This window comes from Pseudomonas sp. NMI760_13 (assembly GCF_021283245.1).
GTDB lineage: Bacteria > Pseudomonadota > Gammaproteobacteria > Pseudomonadales > Pseudomonadaceae > Aquipseudomonas > Aquipseudomonas peradeniyensis.
This window is the reverse complement of sequence record NZ_JAJSRC010000008.1, coordinates 176,914-202,378: the sequence shown is the minus strand read 5'-3', so window position 1 is coordinate 202,378 and position 25,465 is coordinate 176,914. Positions and strand designations below refer to the sequence as shown.

Genomic DNA, 25,465 nt, shown 5'->3' with positions numbered 1-25,465 from the left:
GTCCGCCTGCCACGCCCAGGCGTTCGACAATTCCAAGAGAGGAAACCGGCATGCCCGCCCAGGACACCAGCCGCTTCGTGATCCGTGATCGCAACTGGCACCCCAAGGCCTTCACCCCCGACTACAAGACCTCGGTGGCGCGCTCGCCGCGCCAGGCGTTGGTCAGCATCCCGCAGTCGATCAGCGAAAGTACCGGCCCGGACTTTTCCCATCTGCGCTTCGGTGAGCACGACCACGACCTGCTGCTCAACTTCAACCAGGGCGGCCTGCCGATTGGCGAGCGCATCATCGTCGCCGGCCGTGTTGTCGACCAGTACGGCAAGCCGGTGCCCAATACCCTGGTCGAGATGTGGCAGGCCAACGCCGGCGGTCGCTACCGGCACAAGAACGACCGCTACCTGGCCCCGCTGGACCCGAACTTTGGCGGCGTTGGTCGTTGCCTGACCGACCGCGACGGCTACTACAGCTTCCGCACCATCAAGCCCGGTCCGTACCCGTGGCGCAACGGCCCCAACGACTGGCGCCCGGCGCATATCCACTTCTCCATCAGCGGGCCGTCGATCGCCACCAAGCTGATCACCCAGCTGTACTTCGAGGGCGATCCACTGATTCCGCTGTGCCCGATCGTCAAGTCGATCGCCAATCCTGAGGCGGTCCAGCGGCTGATCGCCAGGCTCGACATGGGCCATGCCAACCCCATGGATTGCCTGGCCTACCGCTTCGACATCGTCCTGCGCGGCCAGCGCCAGACCCACTTCGAAAATCGCTGAGGAGGCCCGTCATGCCTATCGAACTGCTGCCGGAAACCCCTTCGCAGACCGCCGGCCCCTACGTGCACATCGGCCTGGCCCTGGAGGCGGCGGGCAACCCGACCCGCGACCAGGAAATCTGGAACCGCCTGGCCCGGCCCGATGCGCCGGGCGAACATATCCTCTTGCTCGGCCAGGTGTACGACGGCAACGGCCACCTGGTGCGCGATTCGTTCCTGGAAATCTGGCAAGCCGATGCCAATGGCCAATATCAGGATGAATTCAACCTGGAGAACGCTTTCAACAGCTTCGGCCGCACCGCGACCACCTTCGATGCCGGTGAATGGACGCTGCACACGGTCAAGCCGGGGGTGGTGAACAACGCCGCGGGCGTGCCGATGGCGCCGCACATCAACATCAGCCTGTTTGCCCGGGGGATCAATATCCACCTGCATACCCGGCTGTACTTCGATGACGAGGGCGAGGCGAACGCCCGGTGCCCGGTGCTCAACCTGATCGAGCAGCCGCAGCGGCGCGAGACGCTGATCGCCAGACGTTGCGAGGTAGAGGGGAAGACGGCGTATCGCTTCGATATCCGTATTCAGGGGGAGGGGGAGACGGTGTTCTTCGATTTCTGAAGGCGTTTACGCGATCCCTGTAGGAGCGGCCTTGTGCCGCGAAAGGGCCGCAGAGCGGCCCCGGTGATTGATGTGTAAACGCTGGAATCCAGGGGTCGCTACGCGACCCTTTCGCGGCACAAGGCCGCTCCTACACACACACAGCGTGCAGGAGCCTGCCCTGCGAGCGTTTCAGCGCCGAACCAGCAGTACGCCGCTTTCCATATGGTGGGTATACGGGAACTGGTCGAACAGCGCGCAGCGTTCGATACGGTGGGTATCGTGCAGCTGGGCGATGTTCTGCGCCAGGGTCTCTGGGTTGCACGAGATATACAGGATGCGCTCGAAGCGGCGGGTCAGCTCGCAGGTGTCCGGGTCCATGCCGGCGCGTGGCGGGTCGACGAACACGGTGCCGAAGTCGTAGCTTTTCAGGTCGATGCCTTCCAGGCGGCGGAACGGGCGGACCTCGTTCAGCGCCTGGGTCAGCTCTTCGGCCGACAGGCGTACCAGGCGCACGTTGTCCACGCCGTTCTCGTCGAGGTTGTGCAACGCGGCATTGACCGAGGTCTTGCTGATCTCGGTGGCCAGCACCTTGCGCGCGCGGGTGGCCAGCGGCAGGGTGAAGTTGCCGTTGCCGCAGTACAGCTCCAGCAGGTCGTCCTGGCGCTCGCCCATGGCCTCGAAGGCCCAGCCGAGCATCTTCTGGTTCACCGCGCCATTGGGCTGGGTGAAGGCACCTTCGGGCTGGCGATAGCTGAAGGTGCGTCCAGCGATGTCGAGCTTCTCCACCGCATAGTCGCGGCCGATCACCACGCGCTTGCCCTTGGAACGACCGATCACGCTGACGTTCAGGTCGCTGGCCAGTTGTTGCGCGGCGGTTTCCCAGGCGTCGTCCAGCGGACGGTGGTAGCACAGGGTGACCATCGCATCGCCGGCCAGGGTGGTGAGGAACTCGACCTGGAACAGGCGATTGTCGAGCGCCTCGTTGCCCTGCCAGGCGGCCTTCAGGCGTGGCATCAGTTCATTGATGCGCTCGCTGGCGATGGGGAAATCGTTGATCAGGATCGCCTTGTGCTTCTCGCCCGGGGCGAACATCGCGTAATGGCGTTGGCCGTCCTCGCGCCACAGGCGGAACTCGGCGCGCAGGCGATAGTGCTCGCGCGGCGAGTCGAACAGCGCCGGCTCCGGCGCGCCGAACGGTGCCAGCAGCTCGCGCAGGCGGTCGGCCTTGGCCGCCAGCTGCGCATCGTATTGGGAAGGATCCAGGACAGCACTCATGCGGGGAACCAGCCCAGCTTGATGACGAACAGGATCGACAGGATCACCAGCGCCGGGTTCAGGTCGCGGTGACGACCGGAGATCAGCTTGATGGCGGTCCAGGCGATGAAGCCGAAGGCGATGCCGTTGGCAATCGAATAGGTCAGCGGCATGGCCAGGGCGGTCACCACCACCGGCGCGGCTTCGGTGACATCGTCCCAGTTGATCTCGGCCAGGCCCGAGGCCATCAGCACGGCGACGAACAGCAGCGCTGGCGCGGTGGCGAAGGCTGGCACGCTGCCGGCCAGCGGGGCGAAGAACAGCGCCAGCAGGAACAGCACGGCGACCACGATGGCGGTCAGGCCGGTGCGCCCGCCCGCGCTCACGCCCGCCGCCGACTCGATGTAGCTGGTGGTGGTCGAGGTGCCCAGCAGGGAACCGGCCATGGCGGCGGTACTGTCGGCGATCAGGGCGCGGCCCATCTTCGGCATGTGGCCGTCCTTGCCCATCAGGCCGGCGCGCTTGGCCACGCCGATCAGGGTGCCGGAGTTATCGAACAGGTCGACGAACAGGAAGGCGAAGATCACGCTGATCAGGCCGACGTCGAGGGCGCCGGCGATGTCCAGTTGCAGGAAGGTCGGGGCCAGCGACGGCGGCATCGACACCACGCCATTGAACGGAGTGACGCCCATCGCGATCGAGGCCACGGTCACTGCCAGGATGCCGATCAGCACCGCGCCGCGGACCTTCAGCGACTCGAGGGCGACAATCAGGAAGAAGCCGAGGATGGCGAGGATCGGCGCTGGCTTGCTGAGGTCGCCCAGGCCCACCAGAGTGGCCGGGTTATCGACGACGATCCCTGCGTTATGCAGGGCGATCAGTGCCAGGAACAGGCCGATGCCGGCGGCGATGGCCGAGCGCAGCGGCAGCGGGATGCTGTTCACGATCCACTCGCGGATGCGGAAGATCGACAGCAGGAAGAACAGCACGGCGGAGATGAATACCGCGCCCAGCGCCACCTGCCAGGTGTGGCCCATGTGCAGGACCACGGTGTAGGTGAAGAAGGCGTTCAGGCCCATGCCCGGCGCCAGGGCGATCGGGTAGTTGGCGATGATGCCCATGGTCACCGAGCCGATGGCCGCGGCCAGGCACGTGGCGACGAACAGCGCGCCCTTGTCCATGCCGGTCTCGCCGAGGATGCTCGGGTTGACGAACAGGATGTAGGCCATGGCCAGGAAGGTGGTGACGCCCGCGAGAATCTCGGTGCGCACATTGGTGTCGTGTGCTTTTAGTTGAAACAGCCTTTCCAGCATGCCTGCTCCCCGGGCGCCCTCGCGCCGTGAATGTATCGACCCCAACAGCAAAGCACAGACCGTACCGGATACCGTGGTTTTGTGTGGGGCGGAAAAAAGCCGCGCATCATACCAGCATGGATGGCGGGGGCCTATGGCCATTGGGGAGAGGGTTTTCTCCAGCCTGTGTCGGCCCTTTCGCGGGCAAGCCCGCTCCCACAGGTATTTCACAGGGCCTGAGGGCGGCGCGATCCCTGTGGAAGCGGGTTTATCGGACCGCCGCACCGCCGCGAAGCAGGCGACGCGGTACCTGGCACCGGCTATGCCGGTGTTCGTGGCTGAAGCCGCTCCCACAGCGACCGTGCAGCTCTCAAGCCACGCCTGTGGGAGCAACTGTCTTGCTCAATTTTTAGAATCTGGCGCGATCCCTGTGGGAGCGGGTTTATCGGACCGCCGCACCGCCGCGAAGCAGGCGACGCGGTGCCTGGCACCGGCTATGCCGGTGTTCGCGGCTGAAGCCGCTCCCACAGTGACCGTGCAGCCCTCAAGCCACGCGCCACGCCTGTGGGAGCGGGTTTACCCGCGAAGAGGCCGGCACAGGCAACCGATCAGCTGTTGTGCATCCGGTCCCGATGGGTCAGCGTCGGGAACAGCTTCATCCACACCCCGGTCACCACCAGCGTGCCCACGCCACCGAGCACCACCGCCGGCACTGTGCCAAACCAGTGCGCGGTAACGCCCGACTCGAACTCGCCGAGCTGGTTCGAGGCACCGATGAACAGCCCGTTCACCGCGCTCACCCGGCCGCGCATCTCGTCTGGCGTCTCCAACTGCACGAAGGCGCTGCGGATGACCATGCTGATCATGTCCGCCGCGCCCAGCACCACCAGCACCGCTAGGGAGAACCAGAACGAAGTGGACAGGCCGAAGGCGATGGTCGCGACGCCAAATATGCCCACTGCGGTGAACATGGTCAGACCCACCTTGCGTTCCACCGGGAAGCGCGCCAGCCACAGCGACATCAACAATGCACCGACGGCGGGCGCCGAGCGCAACAGACCCAGGCCCCAGGCGCCGGTGAGCAGGATGTCCTTGGCGAACACCGGCAGCAGGGCGGTGGCACCGCCCAGCAGCACGGCGAACAGGTCCAGCGAGATCGCGCCGAGGATATCCGGACGGCTGCGGATGAAGCGGATCCCGGCCAGCAGCGAGTCGAGGTTGGCCCTGCCTGGCTGCGGCGGCTGCCGACGGGCATCGAGGCTCAGGGTCAAAAGACAGGCGATGAGATAGAGGACTACGGTCGGACCGTAAACCCAGGTACTGCCGAGGGCGTAGAGCAGGCCGCCCACCGCCGGGGCGACGATGGTCGCCGCCTGGGACGCCGATGCAGAGGCCGCCACCGCGCGTGGGAACAGCCCGGGTGGTACCACGTTGGGCAGCAGGGCCTGGGTCGCCGGCATCTCGAACGAGCGGGCGGCCCCCAGCAGGAAGGCCAGCACGAAGATCAGTTCGCGGCTGACGTTGTCGGTAAAGCTGCCCACGGCCAGTGCGAGGGCGATCAGCGCCTGCAGGGTCTGGCACAGGGCGGCGACCTTGCGCCGGTCATAGCGGTCGGCGACGTGACCGGTGTGCAGCATGAACAGCACGCGGGGGGCGAACTCGACCAGCCCGACCAGGCCCAGGTCGAGGACATTGCCGGTCAGTTGGTAGAGATGCCAGCCGATGGCCACGGTGAGCATCTGGAAGCCGCTGGCGGTGAACACGCGGGCCAGCCAGAAGGCGAGGAACGGGCGGTGATGGCGCAGCAATTTCGGGGCGGAATCGGACATCGGGGAGCCTGCGACCTCGGTACCAGAGGGGGCTGAAGAGTAACATCTGTTTGTAACAAATAGTTGCTGAAAGCCGCGTGGATCAACTTTTCACACGCAAAAAAAGAGGGTGAGGCAACCGGTCACGCGGCAATCAACCACACATCCGGATGGGTCATTCGGGACTATGCTTCCATTCAGTCGTTGACCTGGATCAATCGTTCCAGATGCAACGATCTTGGCCCTCGGGCCGGAATCCCCGCGATCGAACAGAACAATTCCAACGCGCCGCACTCGATACCCGTGGGGGCAGTGGGCGACAGGCCATGAGCCCGGTCGCCGGATTACCTGAAGAGGAAGCACCATGTTCGGATTGGAAGCCCTAGAGCTCGCCCGAATCCAGTTTGCCTTTACCGTGTCCTTTCACATCCTGTTCCCGGCCATCACCATTGGCCTGGCGAGCTACCTGGCGGTCCTCGAAGGCCTTTGGCTGAAGACCGGCGACAATACCTACCGTGACCTCTACCACTTCTGGTCGAAGATCTTCGCCGTCAACTTCGGCATGGGCGTGGTCTCGGGCCTGGTCATGGCCTACCAGTTCGGCACCAACTGGAGCCAGTTCTCCGACTTTGCCGGGTCCATCACCGGTCCATTACTTACTTACGAGGTCTTGACCGCCTTCTTCCTCGAGGCCGGTTTCCTCGGCGTCATGCTGTTCGGCTGGAACCGTGTCGGGCGTGGCCTGCACTTCTTTGCCACGTGCATGGTGGCGCTCGGCACGCTGGTGTCGACGTTCTGGATCCTCGCCTCCAACAGCTGGATGCAGACGCCCCAGGGCTACGAGATCGTCAATGGCCAGGTGATCCCGGTGGACTGGTTCGCGGTGATCTTCAACCCGTCCTTCCCCTACCGGCTGATGCACATGGCCACCGCGGCCTTCGTCGCCACCGCGTTCTTCGTCGGCGCCTCGGCGGCCTGGCACCTGCTGCGCGGGCGCGACAACCCGGCGGTGCGCAAGATGCTGTCGATGGCCATGTGGATGGCGCTGATCGTCGCGCCGGTACAGGCGGTGATCGGTGACTTCCATGGCTTGAACACCCTCAAGCACCAGCCGGTGAAGATCGCCGCCATCGAAGGCCACTGGGAGAACAAGCCCGGCGAGCCGACCCCGCTGATCCTGTTCGGCATTCCCGACATGCAGGCCGAGACCACGCGCTTCAAGATCGAGATCCCGGCGCTCGGCAGCCTGATCCTCACCCACAGCCTGGACAAGCAGGTCCCGGCGATGAAGGACTTCCCGCCCGAGGATCGACCCAATTCGACCATCGTGTTCTGGTCGTTCCGGATCATGGTCGGGCTGGGCATGCTGATGATCTTCGTCGGCCTGTGGAGCCTGTGGCTGCGCAAGCGCGGCACGCTGTACAGCTCGCGTCCGTTCCTCTACCTGACCTTGTGGATGGGCCCGTCCGGGTTGATCGCCATCCTCGCCGGCTGGTTCACCACCGAGGTCGGTCGCCAGCCCTGGGTGGTCTATGGGCTGATGCGCACCGCCGATGGGGTGTCCAACCATAGCTACGCGCAACTTGGTTTCACCCTGGTGATGTTCGTGGTGGTCTACTTCGCCCTGTTCGGCACCGGCATCGGCTACATGATGCGCCTGGTGCGCAAAGGGCCGAAGACCGGCGAAGGCGAGGAGCACACCCCGGGTGGCCCTGGCCAGAAACGCACGCCGGCGCGGCCACTGTCCGCCGCCGATGAAGGCCATGAGGCCGACTCCGCCAGCCTGAGCAAGGGGAACTGAGATGGGTATCGATCTTCCGCTGATCTGGGCCGTGATCATCATCTTCGGCGTCATGATGTACGTGGTGATGGATGGTTTCGACCTGGGAATCGGCATGCTCTTCCCCTTCGTCAAGGACGAGCGTGACCGCGATGTGATGATGAACACCGTCGCCCCGGTATGGGACGGCAACGAAACCTGGCTGGTGCTGGGCGGCGCGGCGCTGTTCGGCGCCTTCCCGCTGGCCTACTCGGTGGTGCTGGAGGCACTGTACCTGCCGTTGATCCTGATGCTGGTGGGCCTGATCTTCCGTGGCGTGGCCTTCGAGTTCCGTTTCAAGGCCCGGGCCAACAAGCGGCACATCTGGGACAAGGCGTTCATCTGGGGCTCGCTGGTGGCGACCTTCTTCCAGGGCGTGGCCCTGGGCGCGTTCATCGAGGGCTTCAAGGTGGTCGACCGCAAGTTCGTCGGCGGCACCCTGGACTGGCTGACGCCGTTCACGCTGTTCTCCGGCCTGGGCCTGATCGTCGCCTACACCCTGCTGGGCTGCACCTGGCTGATCATGAAGACCGAAGGGCCGCTGCAGAAGCAGATGCATGACATCGCTCGGCCACTGGCGCTGGTGCTGCTGGCGGTCATCGGCGTGGTCAGCCTGTGGACGCCGATCGCCTATCCGCAGATCGCCGAACGCTGGTTCAGCATGCCCAACCTGGTCTGGTTCATGCCGGTGCCGATCCTGGTGCTGGTGACCTTCTACGGCCTGCTGCGGGCGGTGGCGCGCAATGCCCACTACACGCCGTTCCTGCTGACCCTGGTGCTGATCTTCCTGGGCTACAGCGGGCTGGGTATCAGCCTGTGGCCGAACATCATCCCGCCGTCGATCAGCATCTGGGACGCCGCGGCGCCACCGCAGAGCCAGGGCTTCATGCTGGTGGGCACGCTGTTCATCCTGCCGTTCATCCTTGGCTACACCTACTGGAGCTACTACGTGTTCCGCGGCAAGGTGACCCATGAAGATGGCTATCACTAGGAGCGTATCGTGATGAACGTCGAAGAGAAAAAGCCGCTGTGGCAACGCCTGGGTTGGCTGGTGCTGATCTGGGGGCTGAGCGTGGCGGCGCTTGGGGTGGTGGCTTATGGCATGCGCATGTTCATGAGTGCGGCAGGCTTGAGTACCCACTAGGTTTTGAGGGCTGCGGTGCAGCCCGATCGCGGGACAAGCCCGCTCCTACAGAACCAGTAGGGGCGGGCTTTTCTCGTTTTCTATCGGGTGTTTATTTACGGGCTTTCAACACCACGAACTTCGGCGTCGCAGCCACCTGCTCGACCCCTCGGAACAATCGCGCCAGCTTGCTGTGGTAGCCCAGGTGGCGGTTGCCGACGATGTACAGCGCGCCACCGACCTCCAGCGCCTCCCGGGCCTGCTGGAACATGCGCCAGGCGAGGAAGTCGCCGACCACCTGCTGCTGGTGGAACGGCGGGTTGCACAGCACCACGTCCAGCGATTGTTTCTCCTGACCGGCCAGGCCATCCGCGGCCCTGATCGTCACTTCGCGATCACCCAGCGCCGCCTGCCAGTTCTCCCGCGCCGACTGCACCGCCATGTACGACTCGTCGACCAGGGTGAACTGCGCATCCGGGTTGGCCAGGGCGCAGGCGATCGCCAGCACGCCATTGCCACAACCGAGATCGGCGACACGGGCGCGGCCCAGGTCGCGTGGCAGGTGTGGCAGGAAAGCGCGGGTGCCGATGTCCAGGCCTTCGCGGCAGAACACGTTGGCGTGATTGACCAGCTCCAGGGCCGGGCTGTCCAGGCGGTAGCGGCTGGGGTAGGGCGAGCGCGCGGTCGGGCGTTCGCCGACAGTGGCAATCAGCAGGCGGGCCTTCTTCTGCGCCAGCGAAGCCTGGACCGGGCCGATGTACTTCTCCATCAGGTCGCCGGCGGCGCGGGGCAGGTGCTTGATCATGGCCCCGGCGATCACCTGGGCGCCGGGCGCCAACTGGCCCTGCAGGCGGATCAGCTGTTCCTCGAGCAGGGCCAGGGTCTTGGGCACGCGCACCAGCACGCGTTCGAACGGGCCCTGGAAGGTCTCGCTGGCCGGGATGAAGGGCACGCTGTCGAATGGCTTGCCGTTACCCGCCAGGTTCTTCTCCAGGGCCAGGTGCGCCAGGTGCGAGTCGCCGCTGCTGCTCACCTGCACATGCCCCGCGAGGCTCGCGGCCAGGGCGCCGAAGCTGTCGTTGAGCACCAGCACCTTGCAGCTCGCCTGCGGCGCCTGGGCCGCCAGGTGCTCCAGCAGGTACTGGTCGGCGGCGTCGAAGGCCAGCAACGGGTCGTTGGCCTGGGCCGGCTGGCGGATCAGGTCGAGGTCGGCGAAGGGGCTGTTGAACAGGGGCATGGCGTACGACTCAAGGTGGTGCTGGTCATCGCGGGGCGCGATGGACATGAGGTACGCGATTCTACAGATTCCGAGCCTTTACCTGGGACTGATCTGCTTGGCTTCGACGAGCTTGGCGACCGCCGCTGTCTTGTTGGGAGCATTGGTCTTGTCGATGGCGCTGCGGATATGAAAGTTCACTGTGCTGGTCGATAAGCGCAGGATCTTGGCAATATCCTCGGCAATCTTGCCTTTGGCGCACCAGTCCATCACCTCCAGTTCCCGCACGCTGAGCCCGTAGAGATGGGTCAGGTGATATTCACTGAGCAACGTGTGCAAGGTGTTGCATAGCCACATCGTTGCAGCGCACTTTTCGTAATGTTCGTCTTCGTCGATGGCGCGGGAGCGCCGGGACACGCTCAAGTGGCTTTCGTTATGCCGCAGGTCATGCGTTGACTGGGTCCAGCCGTAGGTCAGCCCGTGCGCATGGGCTTCCTCGCGCAGCTGTGGGACGTCGCGGAAGAGATCGTCGCTCCAGACAAAAGGCAGCTCGCCGAGGTGGCACTTTAATATTGTCGGATCCATACTGATGAAATTCTCGTTCTGGTAACGATCATTCCAGCTTTTGGGATAGTTGTTGTAGAGAATTACCTGCGGAACCTTTGCACAGGCATGCAGATGTAGCGTCAAACCCAGATACTCCATGTCGAGCTTCTGTATCAGGTCTACGGCGCATGCGAAAATCTGTTTGGGCTCGCGCTCGTCCAGCAGCTGCTGGAGATCTTCAGTCTTCCAGTGTGGCATCGATGAAGCTCCCTTCTGCTTCTCGCTGGATCCAATGTAGGAAACGCACGAAGCGAAGTGTAGGAAATCTCCTAACTCTGTGCTGGGTTTTTTTGTTATAGCTGGCGCGTTTTCTTAGCTGATTGCGAGCAGTCCCAGGCGATACCTTACAAACCGACGGTGTTTATCTCCGCTGCTTTGCGCGACACTACGCGCATCTGTTCCATGGAGTCCGTCATGACCGCCAGCGCCGACAAATTCACCCGCCAGACCCTGCTCGACGTCCAGCCCCTGACGCCCAACCTGTTTTCCCTGCGTGTCACTCGCGATGCCGGTTTCCGTTTCCGCGCCGGGCAGTTCGCTCGCCTTGGGGTGAGCAAGGCCGATGGCAGCGTCGCCTGGCGCGCCTATTCCATGGTCAGCGCGCCCCATGACGAGTTCCTCGACTTCTTCTCCATCGTGGTGCCGGGGGGCGAGTTCACCAGCGAGCTGAGCCGCCTGGGCGAGGGCGACACCCTGCTGATCGACCGCCAGGCCTTCGGCTACCTGACCCTCGACCGTTTCGTCGGTGGTCGCGACCTGTGGCTGCTGGCCACCGGCACCGGCATTGCGCCGTTCATGTCGATCCTGCAGGACTTCGAGGCTTGGGAGCGCTTCGACAACATCAAGCTGGTCTACTCGGTGCGCGAGGCGAAGGAGCTGGCGTATGTGGACGAGATCGCCGCGCTGGAGCAGCGCGACTACCTGGCGGAGTTCGCGGGCAAGCTGCAGTTCATCCCGGTGGTAACCCGAGAGCCGCATCCGGGTGCATTGAATGCGCGGATCACCACGCTGATCGAGAACGGTGAGCTGGAAAAGGCGGCGGGGCTGGCGCTGTCGCCGGAGCATTCGCGGATCATGCTGTGCGGCAACCCGCAGATGATCGACGAGACGCGCAAGGTGCTCAAGGCGCGTGACCTGCAGTTGAGCCTGAGCAAGCGGCCGGGGCAGGTGGCGGTGGAGAACTACTGGTAAGGCACAACAGCGCCTGTTGGATCGTCGTCACTGGGGCCGCCGAAAAGCGGCCCCAGTCGTTTTGTGCTTCAGGGCTGGCGGTTCTGCGCCTTGAGCAGGTCGCGAATCTCGGTCAGCAGGGTTTCCTCGGCGCTTGGCACTGGCGGTGCGGTCGGTGCCACGGCCTCTTCGCGCTTGAGGCGGTTGATCACCTTCACGCCCATGAAGATGGCGAAGGCGACGATGATGAAGTCGAGGATGGTCTGGATGAACTTGCCATAGGCCATTACCACGGCTGGCACATCGCCTTCGGCGGCCTTGAGCGTGATCGCCAGGTCGCTGAAATCCACTCCGCCGATCAGCATACCGATAGGGGGCATGATCACGTCGCCGACAAAGGACGAGACGATCTTGCCGAACGCCGCGCCGATGATGATACCTACCGCCATGTCGACAACATTTCCCTTGACCGCGAAGGCCTTGAATTCACTGAGCATGCCCATGCTGTATTCCTTTGTTACGAATGGAGAGGTAAACGCAGTGTAAGCCACTAAAACGCTTCATGCGTGACGTTCGCAGCTACAGACTGTGTTTAGCGCGAATAGTTTTGTCGCCTGCCGCAGCCTCCGGGACACGTCCGTGTTCGGCTATCATGGCGGTTTTTTCCAGGAGACCCGCCCATGGCCAAGGCCAAGCGCTTGTATGGCTGCACAGAGTGCGGCGCGACCTTCCCCAAATGGGCCGGCCAGTGCGGTGACTGCGGGGCCTGGAACACCCTGGTCGAGACCATGATCGAGAGCGGCGGCGCCGCGGCGCCGAGCGGGCGTGCCGGCTGGACCGGGCAGCAGGCGCAGATCAAGACCCTGGCCGAAGTCAGCGTCGAGGAGATCCCGCGTTTCACCACCAGCAGCACCGAGCTCGATCGCGTGCTCGGCGGGGGCCTGGTGGACGGCTCGGTGGTGCTGATCGGCGGTGATCCGGGGATCGGCAAGTCCACCATCCTCCTGCAGACCCTGTGCAACATCGCCACGCAGATGCCGGCGCTGTATGTCACCGGCGAGGAGTCGCAGCAGCAGGTGGCCATGCGCTCCCGGCGCCTGGGCCTGCCCCAGGAGCAGCTCAAGGTCATGACCGAAACCTGCATCGAGACCATCATCGCCACCGCCCGCCAGGAAAAGCCGCGGGTGATGGTCATCGACTCGATCCAGACCATCTTCACCGAGCAGTTGCAGTCGGCTCCGGGCGGTGTCGCCCAGGTGCGTGAGAGCACGGCATTGCTGGTGCGCTACGCCAAGCAGAGCGGCACGGCGATCTTCCTGGTCGGCCATGTCACCAAGGAAGGCTCGTTGGCCGGGCCCCGGGTGCTCGAGCACATGGTCGACACCGTGCTGTATTTCGAGGGTGAGTCCGACGGCCGCCTGCGCCTGCTGCGGGCGGTGAAGAACCGCTTCGGCGCGGTCAACGAACTGGGTGTGTTCGGCATGACCGACCGTGGCCTCAAGGAAGTCTCCAACCCGTCGGCGATTTTCCTCAACCGTACCCAGGAGGAAGTGCCGGGCAGCGTGGTCATGGCCACCTGGGAAGGTACCCGGCCGATGCTGGTGGAGGTCCAGGCGCTGGTCGACGACAGCCACCTGGCCAACCCGCGACGGGTGACCCTGGGTCTGGACCAGAACCGCCTGGCCATGCTGCTGGCGGTGCTGCACCGGCACGGCGGCATCCCCACCCACGACCAGGACGTGTTCCTCAACGTCGTTGGTGGCGTGAAGGTGCTCGAAACCGCCTCGGACCTGGCGTTGCTGGCGGCGGTGATGTCGAGCCTGCGCAACCGCCCGCTCGCCCATGGCCTGCTGGTGTTCGGCGAGATTGGCCTGTCGGGTGAGGTGCGCCCGGTGCCCAGCGGCCAGGAGCGTCTGAAAGAGGCGGCCAAGCATGGCTTCAAGCGCGCCATCGTGCCCAAGGGCAACGCGCCGAAGGAAGCGCCCGTCGGGTTGCAGGTGATTGCCGTGACCCGTCTGGAACAGGCGCTGGATGCACTCTTCGAGTAATGCTGTTTCTTGCAAGTGATTCTCAATAACCAGTAGCATACCGCCACCTTGCGACCACCCCATGGAGAGCGTGTGGCGGAGTTCGACCTCAAGCGGCTGTTCACAAAGCACGCGAAAAACCTTCAGGGCCTGCTCTCGCGCAAGGTGCGCGACCCGCAGCTGGCGGCCGACCTGGTGCAGGACAGCTTCCTGCGCCTGGCCGAGCAGCAACGTCACGAGCCGATCGACAACGCCCAGGCCTACCTGTACCGCACCGCGCACAACCTGATGATCGATCACGTGCGCCAGCAGCAGCGGCGCAAGACCGACACGGTGCCCCACGAAGCCTTCGAGGCGATCGTCGAGGATGGCCCCGGGCTCGAGGAGCAGGCCGTGCGTGAGCAGCACCTGCGTCGCCTGCAGGCGATCCTCGGCGAGCTGCCCGAACGTACCCGGGAAATCTTTCGCCTCAACCGCCTGGAAGGCATGACCCACGCCGAGGTTGCCCGGCACCTGGGGATCTCCGACAGCTCGGTGCAAAAGCATCTGGCCAAGGCCCTGGCCTATGTGATGCAGTGCCTGCAGGAAACCGAATGACCAACGGTTTACTGACAAATGCCGCTTCAGACGTCAGCCCAGACATAACCAGATCACGAGAGAACCGTGTGAGCAGCCAGAACGAGCAAGCCATCCGCGAGCAGGCCGCCGAGTGGGTGGTGCTGCAGCAGGCCGGTCCCCTGGGCCCGGCGCAGCAGCACGCCTTGGACCAGTGGTGCGCCAGCGATCCCCGGCACGCCCAGGCCTATGGTTTCGCCCAGGCCACCTGGGCTGACCTTGGGCAATTGGCAAGCTTGCCCGCTGTCTCGGCCGTTCGCCCCACGACTCCCCTTCAGGGCAGCCCGGTACGGCGACGGCGACCTCGGTTGCGCCGGGCTGTCGCCAGCGCGGCGGCGCTGTTGCTGGCCGTGCTCACTGTGCAGCAAGGGCCGCAGGCATGGCTAGGCTGGCGTGCGGACTACCTCACGGGTATCGGCGAGGTGCGCCGGGTGACCCTGCCCGATGGCAGCCAGGTCGAACTGGACAGCCGTAGCGCCGTCCAGCTTGCCTTCGACGATCAGGAGCGCCGCGTGCGCCTGTTGTCCGGTGAAGCCATCTTCACTGCCGCACCGGTCACGGCCCAGGACGCACGCCCGTTCGTGGTCGAATACGCCGGGGCTACCAGTCGCGCCCTCGGTACACGCTTCGTGGTTGGCGCGCAGGGTGAGGGGGGCTGGGTCGGCATGTTGGAGCACAGCGTCGCCGTCGAGCTGCAGGCGCCGCCGTTGCAGGGCCCGGCCAGCCAGTTACTGGAGCAGGGCGATAGCTTGCGCTATGACCAGCGCAAAGGGATACGACCCTGGCCGGGTCACGATCTGCGGCGGGCCACGGACTGGCAGCGCGGCGTGCTGGTGTTCGAACGCCAGCCGCTCGCCGAGGTGGTCGCCCGGCTCAATCGCTACCGTGCTGGCCAGCTGGTAGTCGCCAGTGACGCACTGGCCCGGCGTGAGGTCAGCGGCGTATTCCGCCTCGACCAGCTAGGCACCGCCCCGGTGGTGCTCGGTGACGAGCTCAAGGCCCGGCTGATCGAGCTTCCAGGCCTGGCCGTGCTCTACTGAACGCGGCTTCGGCAAAAAACTTTCTATTTTAGTTACTGACTTTTCCTGCGTTGCTCGTCTGATTGTTGAGATTGATTTTCATTACTAGAAAACGCCAACAACGGACGAGCAACCGCAGTGAGCACGCCACGACAACAACCCTTGCGCCCTCTGGGCCGCCTCGCCCTGGCCGGCAGCCTGGTCCTGGGCAGCTGTGCTTTGCCGATGGGGATCGGCATGGCACACGCCGCCGATTCGCCAAGCACCGCCAACCGCAACCTGGTGCGTTTCGATATTCCGGCCCAGTCGCTCGACAGCGCGGTACTGGCCTACGCCGAGCAGTCCGCTGTGCAGGTGTTCTTCGACAGCCGCAAGCTGGCCGGCCTGCGCAGCGAGGGGCTGCGCGGCAGCTACCCGGCTGAAGAGGGCCTGCGCCAACTGCTGCGCGGCACGCCGGTACGCTACCACTTCAGCGCCGCCGGACAGGTCGGCCTGGAGCGTGTCGCCCAGGACGGCGAGGTCCTGGAGCTGGGCGCGACCCATGTCGATTCTCAGCGCGATGGCGATTGGGTGTACCAGACCCCGCGATCGGTCAGTGTGATTACCCGCGAGCAGATCGAGCAGCGTGCCCCTCGTCATGCCGCCGACCTGCTCGAACAGACCCCGGGCGTGTACACCGCGGTCAACCAGCGTGACCCAGGACTGTCGGTCAACATCCGCGGCGTGCAGGACTATGGCCGGGTCAACATGAACATCGACGGCATGCGCCAGAACTTCAACGTCAACGGCCACCAGCAGCGCAACGGCGTGATGTTCATCGACCCCGAGTTCATCCAGGGCGTCGAGATCGACAAGGGCACCTCGGCCGGCATGGGCGGTGCCGGAGTGATCGGCGGCATCGCCAGCTTCAACACCGTCGATGCCCGCGACCTGCTCGGCCAGGGCAAGGAGATCGGTGGTCGCCTGCGCGCCGGCCACGGTATCGGCGAGTTGGGCAACGGCACCTACTTCAATGGCAGTGCGCTGTTCGCCGTCGGCAATGAAGCCGGCGATATCCTGCTTGGCCACAGCGAGCGGCATTTCGGCAACTACCGCAGCGGTACGCAGAACGCCGACAACCTGGGCACGCAGATCCGCGGCAAGCTGGAGAATCGCGAGGCCTGGAAGAGCTGGCTGCATGGCGAAGTGGGGGCGATGGACAGCGTGACCCGCTCCCAGCTGTTCAAGTTCGGCCTCAACTTCGCCGACGACCAGCGCCTGCAGTTCAGCTACATCGAGACCGACACCGACAGCAAGGACGCCTGGACCTACAACGACAGCAACGCCAACCGCTATTACTACCGGGTCACCGGCACCAACGACATCAATGCGAAGAATGCCGCGCTGGACTACAGCTTCACCCCGGACAACGACCTGATCGACTTCAAGGCCAAGCTGTACTACGTGACCACCCGCCAGGACCGCTGGAACGCCGACAACCTGTCCAGCGCCGCCACCGGCAACCGTGTCGAGGCCTACACCGACCGCTTCCAGACCGACACCTGGGGCCTGCAGCTGCAGAACACCTCGCGCTGGCACCTGGGACAGGCCGACACCCTGAGCTTCAACTACGGCACCGAGTTGTTCCAGGACAGCTTCCGCCCCAGCACCGAGCGCATCGCCGCAGTCAACGAGGTGGAATCGCTACCCTACGTGCAGGGCGCCAACCCCAAGGGCAAGCGAGTGATGGCCAGCCTGTTCGGCAAGCTCACCTACGAGCATGACGACTGGCTCACCCTGGATGCCGGGCTGCGCTACGACCGTTATCGCCTGAGCGGCAAGACCGGTGTCACCACCTGGATGTACCCCGAAGGCGTCACCGAGGTCGGCCTTACCCGCCAGCAGACCCACATGATCTTCGACGAGGACACCGAGGAGGGACGCTTCTCGCCGACCTTCGGCATCGCGCTCAAGCCCGGGCCGGACTGGTTGCAGGTCTATACCCGCTGGGGCCGTGGCTGGCGCCCGCCAGCGGTGACCGAAGTGTTCATGAGCGGCCGCCCGCATGCCGGCGGCAGTGCCGAGATGGTCTACCCCAACCCGTTCCTCAAGGCCGAGGAGTCGCACAACTGGGAGCTGGGGCTGAACATCTTCAAGGAGTCGCTGCTGCGCGACGGCGACCGCTTCGGCGCCAAGGTCGCCTACTTCGATACGCGCATCGACAACTTCTCGTTCCTCGACACCAATGTCTCGCTGCCCGGCAGTAGCGTGGCAGGCATCGCCCTGGGCCGTTCGGCCTACCAGAACAACCTGGAGACCACACGCTTTCGCGGCGTGGAATACAGCCTGGACTACGATGCCGGTGCCTACTACGGCCAGCTCAGCTACACCCACATGATCGGCAGCAACGAGTTCTGTTCCAACCAGTTCTACATGGGTGGCGCACAGCGTCTGGTCAGCGCCGGTACCGTCATGCGCCCGGTGCGGGTGGGCAGCCGCATCATCATGCTGCCGGTGCGCGTATCACGCGCCGAGGGCGCCGCAGACACCAACGCTATCGTCAGTTGCGGCGACATCATGGGCAACGCCTCGTACATGCCCGCCGACCGTGGCGCCCTGACCCTGGGCATGCGCCTGCTCGAGCGCACCCTGGATGTGGGCATGCGCGTGCGTTACAGCGAAGGCAACGGCGAGAACCTCAAGAGCCATACCTACAACCAGATCGATCAGGCCCAGTGGCCGCAGTACACGGTCTACGACCTCTACGCCAGCTACTGGATGACCCCCAGCCTGAACCTGGCCCTGTCGCTGGAGAACGCCACCGACGAGGCCTACTTCGTGGCCATGGGCGACGGCAACAACCTGTCGCTGGCCCGCGGCCGCACCTTGAGCGGCATGCTCGAGTACCGCTTCTGAACCAACCGGGTTTGCCCATTCCGGGCGACGCGAAGGCACGGAACGCGCCTTCGTCATCACTGTGCAACAACGAGGAACCGTTATGACCATCTCCGTTAACTATGACGCCGCCTTCGCCAGCTCGACCGTCGACGACTACCTGGCCTTCTGGAGTGCCGGCTTCGTCACCGCCGGCCATGGCTACAGCAACACCGGCGGCTTCAGCAACGGCACCTTCGATGGCGACCAGTACGCCACCCACGGTCGCAACAACTCGGACTACGCCTTCATTGCCGACAGCGACAGCGCCAACGGTCTGCACTATGTGTTCGACCCGTCCAAGGCCCCGGGCGACAACCTCAACCACTACCTGTGGGGCTCGCTGGACAACGTCTCCCTGGGTGAAGTGCTCGGTGGCGGCAGCGGCAGCGACTTCAGCCTGGGCAACTACGTGGTCAGCTTCAACGGCCTGGACCTGGATGCCGCGCAGGGTGCCGGGCGTGCCGGCAACGAAGTGCAGGGCGTGATCTACGGCCTGATGCAGGGCAACACCTCGGCCCTGGAAGGCGTGCTGGACAACCTGCTGGCCGGTTATGGTGTCTCCACCAACAGCACCTTCGCCGAGATCGGTGCGGCCCTGGCCGCCGGCCCGGCTCACGCCGCTGCTGCCGAAGCGGTCGGCGTGCAGGCGCTGCCCGAGGACCTGGCCCTGGCGGCCTGAGCGCAGGCATGAAAAAGCGAATGGAAGGTCACCCTGCCATTCGCTGATCTGATGCACTTACCCCGCAGCCCGTGTCTTTGCCGGGCCCAGGCTGCGGCGGTGCGAATTCTGTGGCGACGACAGGGCGAATGCAATCACCGGTCGGCGCCTTCTACGAGGTTTCCAACAAATGCGAACCGCTCCCGCCGCGGCCAACGAAGTGCTGCGGGCGCTCAGGGCCTGCCGTGCCGGGCTTGGCAACGTTGCGCTGTTCACCGCGGTGATCAACGTGCTGATGCTGGCCCCGGCGCTGTATATGCTGCAGGTCTACGACCGGGTCCTGTCGTCGCGCAACGAGATGACCCTGTTGATGCTCAGCCTCATGGTGCTCGGGGTGTTCGCCTTCATGGGCCTGCTGGAGTGGCTGCGCAGCCAGGTGGTGATCCGCTTGGGCACGCGCATGGACATGGACCTCAACCCACGGGTGTTCGAGGCCGCCTACGAGGCCAGCCTGGCCGGGCACAAGGGTGCCGCAGGGCAGATGCTCGCCGACCTGACCGCGCTGCGCCAGTTCGCCACCGGTCAGGCCCTGTTCGCGTTCTTCGACGCGCCGTGGTTCCCGGTGTACCTGCTGGTGATGTTCATGTTCAGCCCATGGCTCGGCCTGATGGCGCTGCTGGGGGCGGTGCTGCTGACGCTGCTGGCCTGGGTCAACGAGCGCCTGACCCAGGCGCCGTTCGCCGAGGCCGGGCAGCTGTCGCAGCAGGCCGGCCTGGAAGCCAGCGCCAACCTGCGCAACGCCGAGGTGATCGAGGCCATGGGCATGCTGGCGCCGGTGCGTCAGCGCTGGGCGCGCCTGCACCATGGCTTCCTGGCTCGGCAGAACCTGGGCAGCGAGCGTACCGCGGCGGTCACCGCGCTGACCAAGACCGTGCGCCTGGCGCTGCAGTCGCTGGTGCTCGGCCTGGGCGCCTGGCTGGCCATCGAGCAACTGATCACGCCGGGGATGATGATCGCCGGCTCCATCCTCATGGCCCGGGTGCTGGCACCCATCGACCAGTTGATCGGCGCCTGGCGCCAATGGAGTGGCGCGCGCCTGGCCTATCAGCGCCTCAGCGAGCTGCTGCTGGCCCAGCCGCCGCGTCCGGCGGGCATGCCGCTGCCGGCACCGCTTGGCAAGCTGACGCTTGAGCAGGTGGGGGCGACGCAGCCGGGCAGCAGCCGTCTGTGCCTGAACAACCTGGGCTTCGAACTGCCAGCGGGCGAGTCACTGGGGATCATCGGCCCGTCCGGCTCGGGCAAGTCGACCCTGGCGCGGCTGCTGGTCGGCGCCGTTGCCCCGGCGAGCGGCAAGGTCCGCCTGGATGGCGCGGACCTGAGGGTCTGGGACCGTGGCGCACTGGGTCAGCATATCGGCTACCTGCCCCAGGACGTGCAGCTGTTCGCCGGCAGCATCGCCGACAACATCGCCCGGCTTGGCGCGGTGGATGCCCAGCAGGTGGTGGCCGCGGCGCAGCTGGCGGGGGTGCACGACATGATCCTCAAGCTGCCGGGCGGCTATGACACGCTGCTGGGCGAGGGCGGGCTGGGCCTGTCCGGCGGCCAGCGCCAGCGCATCGGCCTGGCGCGGGCGCTGTATGGGCTGCCGGCGCTGATCGTGCTCGACGAGCCCAATTCCAATCTCGATGAAGCCGGGGAGCAGGCGCTGGTCGAGGCCATTGCCAGGCTGCGCGAGCACAAGCGCACGTTGATCCTGATTACCCACAAGTCCTCGCTGCTGGCCGGCCTGGACAACTTGCTGATGCTCAAGAGCGGCCAGTTGCAGGCCTTCGGCCCCACCGCCCGGGTGCTGCAGGACGCACAACGGTCCGCCCGGCCGGCTCCCTCACCCGTCGCGCCACCCACCACACGCAATCCCATCGGCCTGAGCGTCACCTTCGGCCAGCCAAGAGCCTGACTTCATGAGCGTACACGCCCTCTCCACGCAAAAGACCGAGGCGAGCCTGCTCAGCCTCGACGAACACCGCCCGGGCCGGGTCGGCCGCTGGCTGGTGCTGGCAGGTTTCGGTGGCTTCCTCCTGTGGGCCGCGTTGGCGCCGCTGGACAAGGGTGTGCCGGTCAGCGGCAGCGTGATGGTCGCCGGTAGCCGACAGGCCGTGCAGCACCCCACGGGCGGGGTGATCGAGCAGTTGCTGGTGCGTGACGGCGACACGGTGAGCGCCGGCCAGGTCGTGCTGCGCATGGACCCGACCCTGGCTCAGGCCCAGGTCGGCTCTCTACGGGTGCAGTATGTCAACGCCCGCGCCGCCGAAGCGCGCCTGCTGGCCGAGCGCGATGGCAGGGCTTCGATCGAGTTCCCGCAGGGGCTGCGTGACCAGGCCGGCAGCGCCTGGGTGGCCACGGTGCTGGAGAGCCAGCGGCAACTGCGCAGCAGCCGCGCCCAGGCGCTGGAGATGGAACTCGGCGGCCTGCGCGAGAGCATCGCTGGCGCCGAAGCCTCGCTGCAGGGCCTGCAAGGCTCGCTGACCAGCAAACAGGCCCAGCGTGACGCGCTGGACGAGCAACTGCGCGGCCTGCGCGAACTGGCTCGGGATGGCTACATCGCCCGCAATCGCCTGCTCGACAGCGAACGCCTGCTGGCCCAGGTCAACGGCTCGATCGCCGAGGACTTCGGCAGTATCGGTCGCACCCGGCGCCAGGTGCTGGAACTCAAGCTGCGCATCGGCCAGCGCCAGCAGGAGTATCAGAACGAGGTGCGCCAGCAGCTCGCCGAGCTGCAGGCCAGCGCCGAGGACCTGGACAACCGCCTGCGCAGCGCCGAATTCGAGCTGGCCCATACCCAGGTGCGGGCGCCCGTAGCCGGCACGGTGGTCGGCCTCAGCGTGTTCACCAACGGCGGGGTCATCGCCAGGGGCCAGCAACTGATGGAGATCGTGCCGCGCGATGCGCCGTTGCTGGTCGACGCCCGTGCCTCGGTGGACATGGTCGACCGCCTGCGCCCAGGGCTGCCGGTGGAATTGATGTTCGTCGCCTTCAACCAGAGCACCACGCCGCGAGTGGATGGCGAGGTGACGTTGGTCTCGGCCGACCGCCTGCTCGACGAAAAGACCCAGCAGCCCTACTACCAGGTGCGCATCAAGGTCAGCGAGCAGGGCCTCGGCCAACTGGCCGGCCTGGATATCCGTCCGGGCATGCCGGTGGAGGCCTTCGTGCGGACCGGCGAACGCTCGATGCTCAACTACCTGTTCAAGCCACTGGCCGACCGGGTGCATGTCGCCCTGGCCGAGGAATAAAAGGATGTCAGTGTTTTTGCGTGCCGCCTGCCCGCTGCTGTTGTTTACGAGTCTGTCGGCGCAGGCCCTGGACCTGGGCGACGCCTATGCCCTGGCCCTGCGCAACGATCCCACCTGGCAGGGCTCCATCGCCGAGCGCGAGGCGGGGCTCGAGAACCTGGCGATCGGTCGTGCCGGCCTGCTGCCCAGGCTGTCGTACCGCTACAACCGCGCCCGTAACGATTCCGAGGTGACCCAGCGCAGCCAGTTCGGCGACGTGACCACCCAGCGCGACTACCGCAGCTACAGTTCGACCCTGACCCTCGAGCAGCCGCTGTTCGACTATGGTGCCTGGAGCGACTACCGCCGTGGCGTGGCCCAGGCCGCCCTGGCCGACGAGCGCTATCGCGGCCGTGGCCAGGAGCTGATGGTGCGTTTGTTCGGCGCCTACAGCGAAGCGTTGTTCGCCAACGAACAGATCGCCCTGGCCCAGGCCCAGCGACGCACCTACGCCGAGCAGTTGACCCTCAATGAGCGCCTGCTCAAGGGCGGCGAGGGCACCCGTACCGATGTGCTGGAAACCCGCGCCCGCTACGAGCTGGCCCAGGCCCAGGAGATCGAGGCCGGCGACAATCTCGATGCGGCGTTGCGCGTCTTGCAGGCGATCATCGGCGAGCCGGTGGCAGTCGAGGACCTGGCGCCGATGGCCGGCGATTTCCGCGTCCAGCCGCTCACCCCCACGCGTTTCGAGCCCTGGCGCGACCTGGCCGTCGCCCACAACGCCGAACTGGCCAGCCAGCGCCACGGGCTCGAGGTCGCCGAGCAGAACATCGAGCGGCAGCGGGCCGGGCACCTGCCTTCGTTGAGTGCCTATGCCAGCAAGGGCATTTCCCGTTCCAGCTCCGAGAGCAGCTACAACCAGCGTTACGACACCGACAGCATCGGCGTGCAACTGAGCGTGCCGCTGTTTGCCGGAGGCGGTGTGCAGGCGTCGGTGCGTCAGGCCCGGGCCCAGCGCGATGCCGCGGGTTTCGAGCTGGATGCGCAGCTGCGCGACACGCTCAACCAGCTGCGCCGGCAGTTCAACCTGTGCGCCAGCGGCACGGCGAAGATCCGTGCCTACGACCTGGCGGTGAAGGCCGCCTCGGCCCTGGTGCAGGCCACGCGCAAGAGTGTGCGGGGAGGGGAGAGGGTCAACCTGGATGTGCTGGACGCCGAGCAGCAGCTGTTCGGTGCCCGGCGCGACCTGGCGCAGGCACGCCATGAGTACCTGCGGGCGTGGTTGCAGTTGCGCTATCTGGCGGGGGTGCTGGAGGCGGGGGATCTGAATGTGTTGAACCGGTACTTCGTGGCGCACGGCTAGGGCGACTCAGCGGATCGAACGTGGGAGCGGGCTTGCCCCGCGATGGCGTCCTGTCATGAAGTGATGTTGTACCGACAGACCGGATCGCGGGGCAAGCCCGCTCCCACAGTGCCCGCTCCCACAGTGCCCGCATCCCACAGTGCCTGCTTGCGCGCATGCTCGAGACGAAAAAAAGAGCCGACGATGCGCGTCGGCTCCCCCTCGATGACCGTCCTGGTCAGCGATCAGTGTTCGGCAACTGCCTTGCGCCTGGGCGCCTCGTTGCCGTGCTCGTCGAGTTCCAGCACCGGAACCTCGTTACCGTCGGCGTCGAACAGCTTGCCATCCTTGAAGTAATCGCCATCGCGCAGGGCCGAGATGTCCGAGTACTGGATGGTGCGCTCGTAGGCCGCGGCGAACACCGACTGGTTTTCCGAGTTGCCGGTGGTGAAGTGGTTGAAGATCAGGTTCAGCAGGATGGCCATGATCGCCGCCGAGCTGATGCCGGAGTGGAAGATGGTTTCGAACCAGCTCGGGAAGTTGTGGTAGAAGGTCGGCGCCGCGATCGGGATCATGCCGAAGCCCAGCGAGGCGGCGACGATGATCAGGTTGACGTTGTTCTTGTAGTTGACCTTGGACAGGGTACGGATGCCGCTGGCCGCCACGGTGCCGAACAGCACGATGCCCGCGCCGCCGAGGACCGGGGTTGGTACCGCGGCGATGACCCGGCCCATGATCGGCAGCAGGCCCAGCACCACCAGGATCACCCCGCCGGTGGCCACCACGTAGCGGCTCTTGACCCCGGTCACGGCCACCAGGCCGACGTTCTGGGCGAAGGCGCTCTGGGTGAACGAGCCGAAGATCGGCGCCAGGATGCTCGACGCCATGTCGGCGCGCAGGCCATTGCCCAGGCGCTTGGAGTCGACCTTGGTGTCGATGATCTCACCGACTGCGAGGATGTCCGCCGAGGTTTCCACCAGGGTCACCATGATCACGATGCACATCGACAGGATCGCGGCGATATGGAAGGTCGGCATGCCGAAGTGGAACGGCGTGGGGAAGGCGAAGATCGGGCCTTCGGTGACCTTGCTGAAGTCGGTCATGCCCAGCGCCCAGGCAATCAGGGTGCCGGCGACCATGGCCAGGAGGATCGACAGGCGCGAGATGCTCGCGCTGCCCAGCTTGCTCAGCAGCAGGACGATGGCGAAGGTCAGCCCGGCCAGACCGATGTTGGCCACGCTGCCGAACTCCGGCGAGGCGCTGTTGCCGCCCATCACCCAGCGTGCGGCCACGGGCATCAGGGTCAGGCCGATGGTGGTGATGACGATGCCGGTGACCAGCGGCGGGAAGAACTTGGTGATGCGCGAGAACACCGGGGTGATCAGGAATCCGATGAGCGAAGCCGCCATCACCGCGCCCAGCACCGAAGGCAAGCCGCCACCGCTCTGACTGCCGAGGATCGCGCCCATGGTCGCCACGCCGGCGAACGATACGCCCTGCACCAGTGGCAGCTGGCAACCGAAGAATGGCAGGCCGAGGGTCTGCAGCAGGGTGGCCAGGCCTCCCGCGAACAGCGAGGCGGCGATCAGCAGGCCGATTTCCGCCGGGGCCAGGCCGGCGGCCTGGCCGAGGATCAGGGGTACGGCGACGATCCCTCCATACATGGTCAGGACATGCTGCAGCCCGTAGGCCAGGTTGGCGCCAAGGCCGAGATTTTCGTCCTCGGGGCGCGGGGCGGGAGACGTGCTGGGGGACGTGGTCATTGGAGCAGGCTCTCTGTTTATTGTTGTGCCGCTACTGTAGACAACTACCACAAAAAATTGCCACAAAAATTGTATACAAAGTTTTGATCGTAGCGACGGAACGGGTGCGTCCAGGGTGCGTGAAACCTGGATGCAGGTTGCGTTCCAACATGCAGGAGGCTGTTCCAGAGGGGTGTGTACAAACAGGTTGGCGGGT

At 65.4% G+C, this 25,465-nt stretch carries 21 protein-coding genes; 14 read left to right on the top strand and 7 right to left on the bottom strand.

The features are described from left to right. Positions 1 to 50 precede the first annotated feature (50 nt). Both pcaH and pcaG read left to right on the top strand, forming a co-directional pair. Positions 51 to 770 carry a protocatechuate 3,4-dioxygenase subunit beta gene (pcaH, locus tag LU671_RS11590; RefSeq protein WP_203650476.1) on the top strand — a complete coding sequence of 240 codons (720 nt, stop codon included), beginning with the start codon at positions 51 to 53 and terminating at the stop codon, positions 768 to 770. Between the two features lie 11 nt (positions 771 to 781). After that, positions 782 to 1,387, top strand: a complete 606-nt coding sequence (gene pcaG / locus LU671_RS11585) for a protocatechuate 3,4-dioxygenase subunit alpha (RefSeq protein WP_232855740.1) — start codon at positions 782 to 784, stop codon at positions 1,385 to 1,387. Between the two features lie 171 nt (positions 1,388 to 1,558). On the opposite strand, the gene trmA is transcribed toward pcaG, so the two are convergent. From trmA to LU671_RS11570, 3 genes are all read right to left on the bottom strand, one after another. Next, positions 1,559 to 2,644 carry a tRNA (uridine(54)-C5)-methyltransferase TrmA gene (gene trmA / locus LU671_RS11580; RefSeq protein WP_232855739.1) on the bottom strand — a complete coding sequence of 362 codons (1,086 nt, stop codon included), beginning with the start codon at positions 2,642 to 2,644 and terminating at the stop codon, positions 1,559 to 1,561. Continuing rightward, a complete protein-coding gene (locus LU671_RS11575) occupies positions 2,641 to 3,936 on the bottom strand; it encodes an NCS2 family permease (protein ID WP_203650481.1) in 1,296 nt (431 codons plus the stop codon). Before LU671_RS11575 ends, trmA begins: the two co-directional genes overlap by 4 nt. A 587-nt stretch (positions 3,937 to 4,523) precedes the next feature. After that, positions 4,524 to 5,744, bottom strand: coding sequence for an MFS transporter (locus LU671_RS11570; RefSeq protein WP_232855738.1), 1,221 nt, complete (start codon positions 5,742 to 5,744; stop codon positions 4,524 to 4,526). Between the two features lie 343 nt (positions 5,745 to 6,087). Between LU671_RS11570 and LU671_RS11565 the strand changes: the two genes are divergently transcribed. From LU671_RS11565 to LU671_RS11555, 3 genes are read left to right on the top strand one after another with little or no spacing between them, the layout of a single operon-like run. Continuing rightward, a complete protein-coding gene (locus LU671_RS11565) occupies positions 6,088 to 7,524 on the top strand; it encodes a cytochrome ubiquinol oxidase subunit I (RefSeq protein WP_110739371.1) in 1,437 nt (478 codons plus the stop codon). 1 nt (position 7,525) lies between these two features. Continuing rightward, positions 7,526 to 8,533 carry a cytochrome d ubiquinol oxidase subunit II gene (gene cydB / locus LU671_RS11560; RefSeq protein ID WP_110739372.1) on the top strand — a complete coding sequence of 336 codons (1,008 nt, stop codon included), beginning with the start codon at positions 7,526 to 7,528 and terminating at the stop codon, positions 8,531 to 8,533. A gap of 12 nt (positions 8,534 to 8,545) precedes the next feature. Then, complete coding sequence (locus tag LU671_RS11555) at positions 8,546 to 8,686, top strand: DUF2474 domain-containing protein (protein WP_036986195.1); 141 nt, start codon at positions 8,546 to 8,548, stop codon at positions 8,684 to 8,686. A 91-nt stretch (positions 8,687 to 8,777) separates the two neighbouring features. Here LU671_RS11555 and LU671_RS11550 read toward each other — a convergent pair whose 3' ends face one another. Next, a complete protein-coding gene (locus tag LU671_RS11550; protein WP_203652587.1) occupies positions 8,778 to 9,902 on the bottom strand; it encodes a methyltransferase in 1,125 nt (374 codons plus the stop codon). 78 nt (positions 9,903 to 9,980) lie between these two features. Next, positions 9,981 to 10,685 (bottom strand): autoinducer binding domain-containing protein, encoded by a 705-nt coding sequence (locus LU671_RS11545; protein WP_203650483.1) that lies wholly within the window; start codon positions 10,683 to 10,685, stop codon positions 9,981 to 9,983. 216 nt (positions 10,686 to 10,901) lie between these two features. Here LU671_RS11545 and LU671_RS11540 point away from each other — a divergent pair, with 216 nt between their 5' ends. Next, complete coding sequence (locus LU671_RS11540; RefSeq protein ID WP_232855737.1) at positions 10,902 to 11,678, top strand: ferredoxin--NADP reductase; 777 nt, start codon at positions 10,902 to 10,904, stop codon at positions 11,676 to 11,678. Positions 11,679 to 11,746: 68 nt separating this feature from the next. Here the strand turns inward: LU671_RS11540 and mscL are convergent, their stop codons facing one another. Beyond that, complete coding sequence (gene mscL / locus LU671_RS11535; protein WP_110739376.1) at positions 11,747 to 12,160, bottom strand: large-conductance mechanosensitive channel protein MscL; 414 nt, start codon at positions 12,158 to 12,160, stop codon at positions 11,747 to 11,749. A 177-nt stretch (positions 12,161 to 12,337) separates the two neighbouring features. Between mscL and radA the strand changes: the two genes are divergently transcribed. The 8 genes from radA to LU671_RS11495 all read left to right on the top strand — a co-directional run bounded on the left by radA (position 12,338) and on the right by LU671_RS11495 (position 23,527). Beyond that, positions 12,338 to 13,705, top strand: coding sequence for a DNA repair protein RadA (radA, locus tag LU671_RS11530; protein ID WP_203650487.1), 1,368 nt, complete (start codon positions 12,338 to 12,340; stop codon positions 13,703 to 13,705). Between the two features lie 72 nt (positions 13,706 to 13,777). After that, the gene (locus tag LU671_RS11525; RefSeq protein WP_203650489.1) at positions 13,778 to 14,281 is read left to right on the top strand and encodes an RNA polymerase sigma factor; all 504 of its coding nucleotides are present in this window, start codon (positions 13,778 to 13,780) and stop codon (positions 14,279 to 14,281) included. Between the two features lie 68 nt (positions 14,282 to 14,349). Beyond that, complete coding sequence (locus LU671_RS11520; RefSeq protein WP_232855736.1) at positions 14,350 to 15,339, top strand: FecR family protein; 990 nt, start codon at positions 14,350 to 14,352, stop codon at positions 15,337 to 15,339. Positions 15,340 to 15,543: 204 nt separating this feature from the next. Continuing rightward, positions 15,544 to 18,213, top strand: a complete 2,670-nt coding sequence (locus LU671_RS11515; protein WP_232855761.1) for a TonB-dependent receptor — start codon at positions 15,544 to 15,546, stop codon at positions 18,211 to 18,213. 82 nt (positions 18,214 to 18,295) lie between these two features. Continuing rightward, a complete protein-coding gene (locus tag LU671_RS11510) occupies positions 18,296 to 18,913 on the top strand; it encodes a heme acquisition protein HasA (RefSeq protein WP_203650496.1) in 618 nt (205 codons plus the stop codon). Positions 18,914 to 19,082: 169 nt separating this feature from the next. Beyond that, positions 19,083 to 20,849 carry a type I secretion system permease/ATPase gene (locus LU671_RS11505; RefSeq protein ID WP_203650498.1) on the top strand — a complete coding sequence of 589 codons (1,767 nt, stop codon included), beginning with the start codon at positions 19,083 to 19,085 and terminating at the stop codon, positions 20,847 to 20,849. A gap of 4 nt (positions 20,850 to 20,853) precedes the next feature. Then, entirely contained in the window at positions 20,854 to 22,185 is a 1,332-nt protein-coding gene (locus LU671_RS11500) for an HlyD family type I secretion periplasmic adaptor subunit (protein ID WP_203650500.1), read from the top strand. Positions 22,186 to 22,189: 4 nt separating this feature from the next. Beyond that, positions 22,190 to 23,527 carry a TolC family outer membrane protein gene (locus LU671_RS11495; protein WP_232855735.1) on the top strand — a complete coding sequence of 446 codons (1,338 nt, stop codon included), beginning with the start codon at positions 22,190 to 22,192 and terminating at the stop codon, positions 23,525 to 23,527. A 224-nt stretch (positions 23,528 to 23,751) separates the two neighbouring features. On the opposite strand, the gene LU671_RS11490 is transcribed toward LU671_RS11495, so the two are convergent. Continuing rightward, complete coding sequence (locus tag LU671_RS11490) at positions 23,752 to 25,269, bottom strand: nucleobase:cation symporter-2 family protein (protein WP_050706911.1); 1,518 nt, start codon at positions 25,267 to 25,269, stop codon at positions 23,752 to 23,754. Between the last annotated feature and the right edge of the window lie 196 nt (positions 25,270 to 25,465).

What these genes read in the sequence shown, in the direction of transcription:
- LU671_RS11500 (WP_203650500.1), top strand. Translation starts at nt 20,854, where the DNA reads ATGAGCGTACACGCCCTCTCCACGCAAAAGACCGAGGCGAGCCTGCTC.
- LU671_RS11555 (WP_036986195.1), top strand. Translation starts at nt 8,546, where the DNA reads ATGAACGTCGAAGAGAAAAAGCCGCTGTGGCAACGCCTGGGTTGGCTG.
- LU671_RS11505 (WP_203650498.1), top strand. Translation starts at nt 19,083, where the DNA reads ATGCGAACCGCTCCCGCCGCGGCCAACGAAGTGCTGCGGGCGCTCAGG.
- radA (WP_203650487.1), top strand. Translation starts at nt 12,338, where the DNA reads ATGGCCAAGGCCAAGCGCTTGTATGGCTGCACAGAGTGCGGCGCGACC.
- trmA (WP_232855739.1), bottom strand. Translation starts at nt 2,644, where the DNA reads ATGAGTGCTGTCCTGGATCCTTCCCAATACGATGCGCAGCTGGCGGCC.
- LU671_RS11540 (WP_232855737.1), top strand. Translation starts at nt 10,902, where the DNA reads ATGACCGCCAGCGCCGACAAATTCACCCGCCAGACCCTGCTCGACGTC.
- LU671_RS11495 (WP_232855735.1), top strand. Translation starts at nt 22,190, where the DNA reads ATGTCAGTGTTTTTGCGTGCCGCCTGCCCGCTGCTGTTGTTTACGAGT.
- LU671_RS11490 (WP_050706911.1), bottom strand. Translation starts at nt 25,269, where the DNA reads ATGACCACGTCCCCCAGCACGTCTCCCGCCCCGCGCCCCGAGGACGAA.
- pcaG (WP_232855740.1), top strand. Translation starts at nt 782, where the DNA reads ATGCCTATCGAACTGCTGCCGGAAACCCCTTCGCAGACCGCCGGCCCC.
- mscL (WP_110739376.1), bottom strand. Translation starts at nt 12,160, where the DNA reads ATGGGCATGCTCAGTGAATTCAAGGCCTTCGCGGTCAAGGGAAATGTT.
- LU671_RS11565 (WP_110739371.1), top strand. Translation starts at nt 6,088, where the DNA reads ATGTTCGGATTGGAAGCCCTAGAGCTCGCCCGAATCCAGTTTGCCTTT.
- LU671_RS11510 (WP_203650496.1), top strand. Translation starts at nt 18,296, where the DNA reads ATGACCATCTCCGTTAACTATGACGCCGCCTTCGCCAGCTCGACCGTC.
- LU671_RS11570 (WP_232855738.1), bottom strand. Translation starts at nt 5,744, where the DNA reads ATGTCCGATTCCGCCCCGAAATTGCTGCGCCATCACCGCCCGTTCCTC.
- pcaH (WP_203650476.1), top strand. Translation starts at nt 51, where the DNA reads ATGCCCGCCCAGGACACCAGCCGCTTCGTGATCCGTGATCGCAACTGG.
- LU671_RS11575 (WP_203650481.1), bottom strand. Translation starts at nt 3,936, where the DNA reads ATGCTGGAAAGGCTGTTTCAACTAAAAGCACACGACACCAATGTGCGC.
- LU671_RS11515 (WP_232855761.1), top strand. Translation starts at nt 15,544, where the DNA reads ATGGGGATCGGCATGGCACACGCCGCCGATTCGCCAAGCACCGCCAAC.
- LU671_RS11550 (WP_203652587.1), bottom strand. Translation starts at nt 9,902, where the DNA reads ATGCCCCTGTTCAACAGCCCCTTCGCCGACCTCGACCTGATCCGCCAG.
- cydB (WP_110739372.1), top strand. Translation starts at nt 7,526, where the DNA reads ATGGGTATCGATCTTCCGCTGATCTGGGCCGTGATCATCATCTTCGGC.
- LU671_RS11545 (WP_203650483.1), bottom strand. Translation starts at nt 10,685, where the DNA reads ATGCCACACTGGAAGACTGAAGATCTCCAGCAGCTGCTGGACGAGCGC.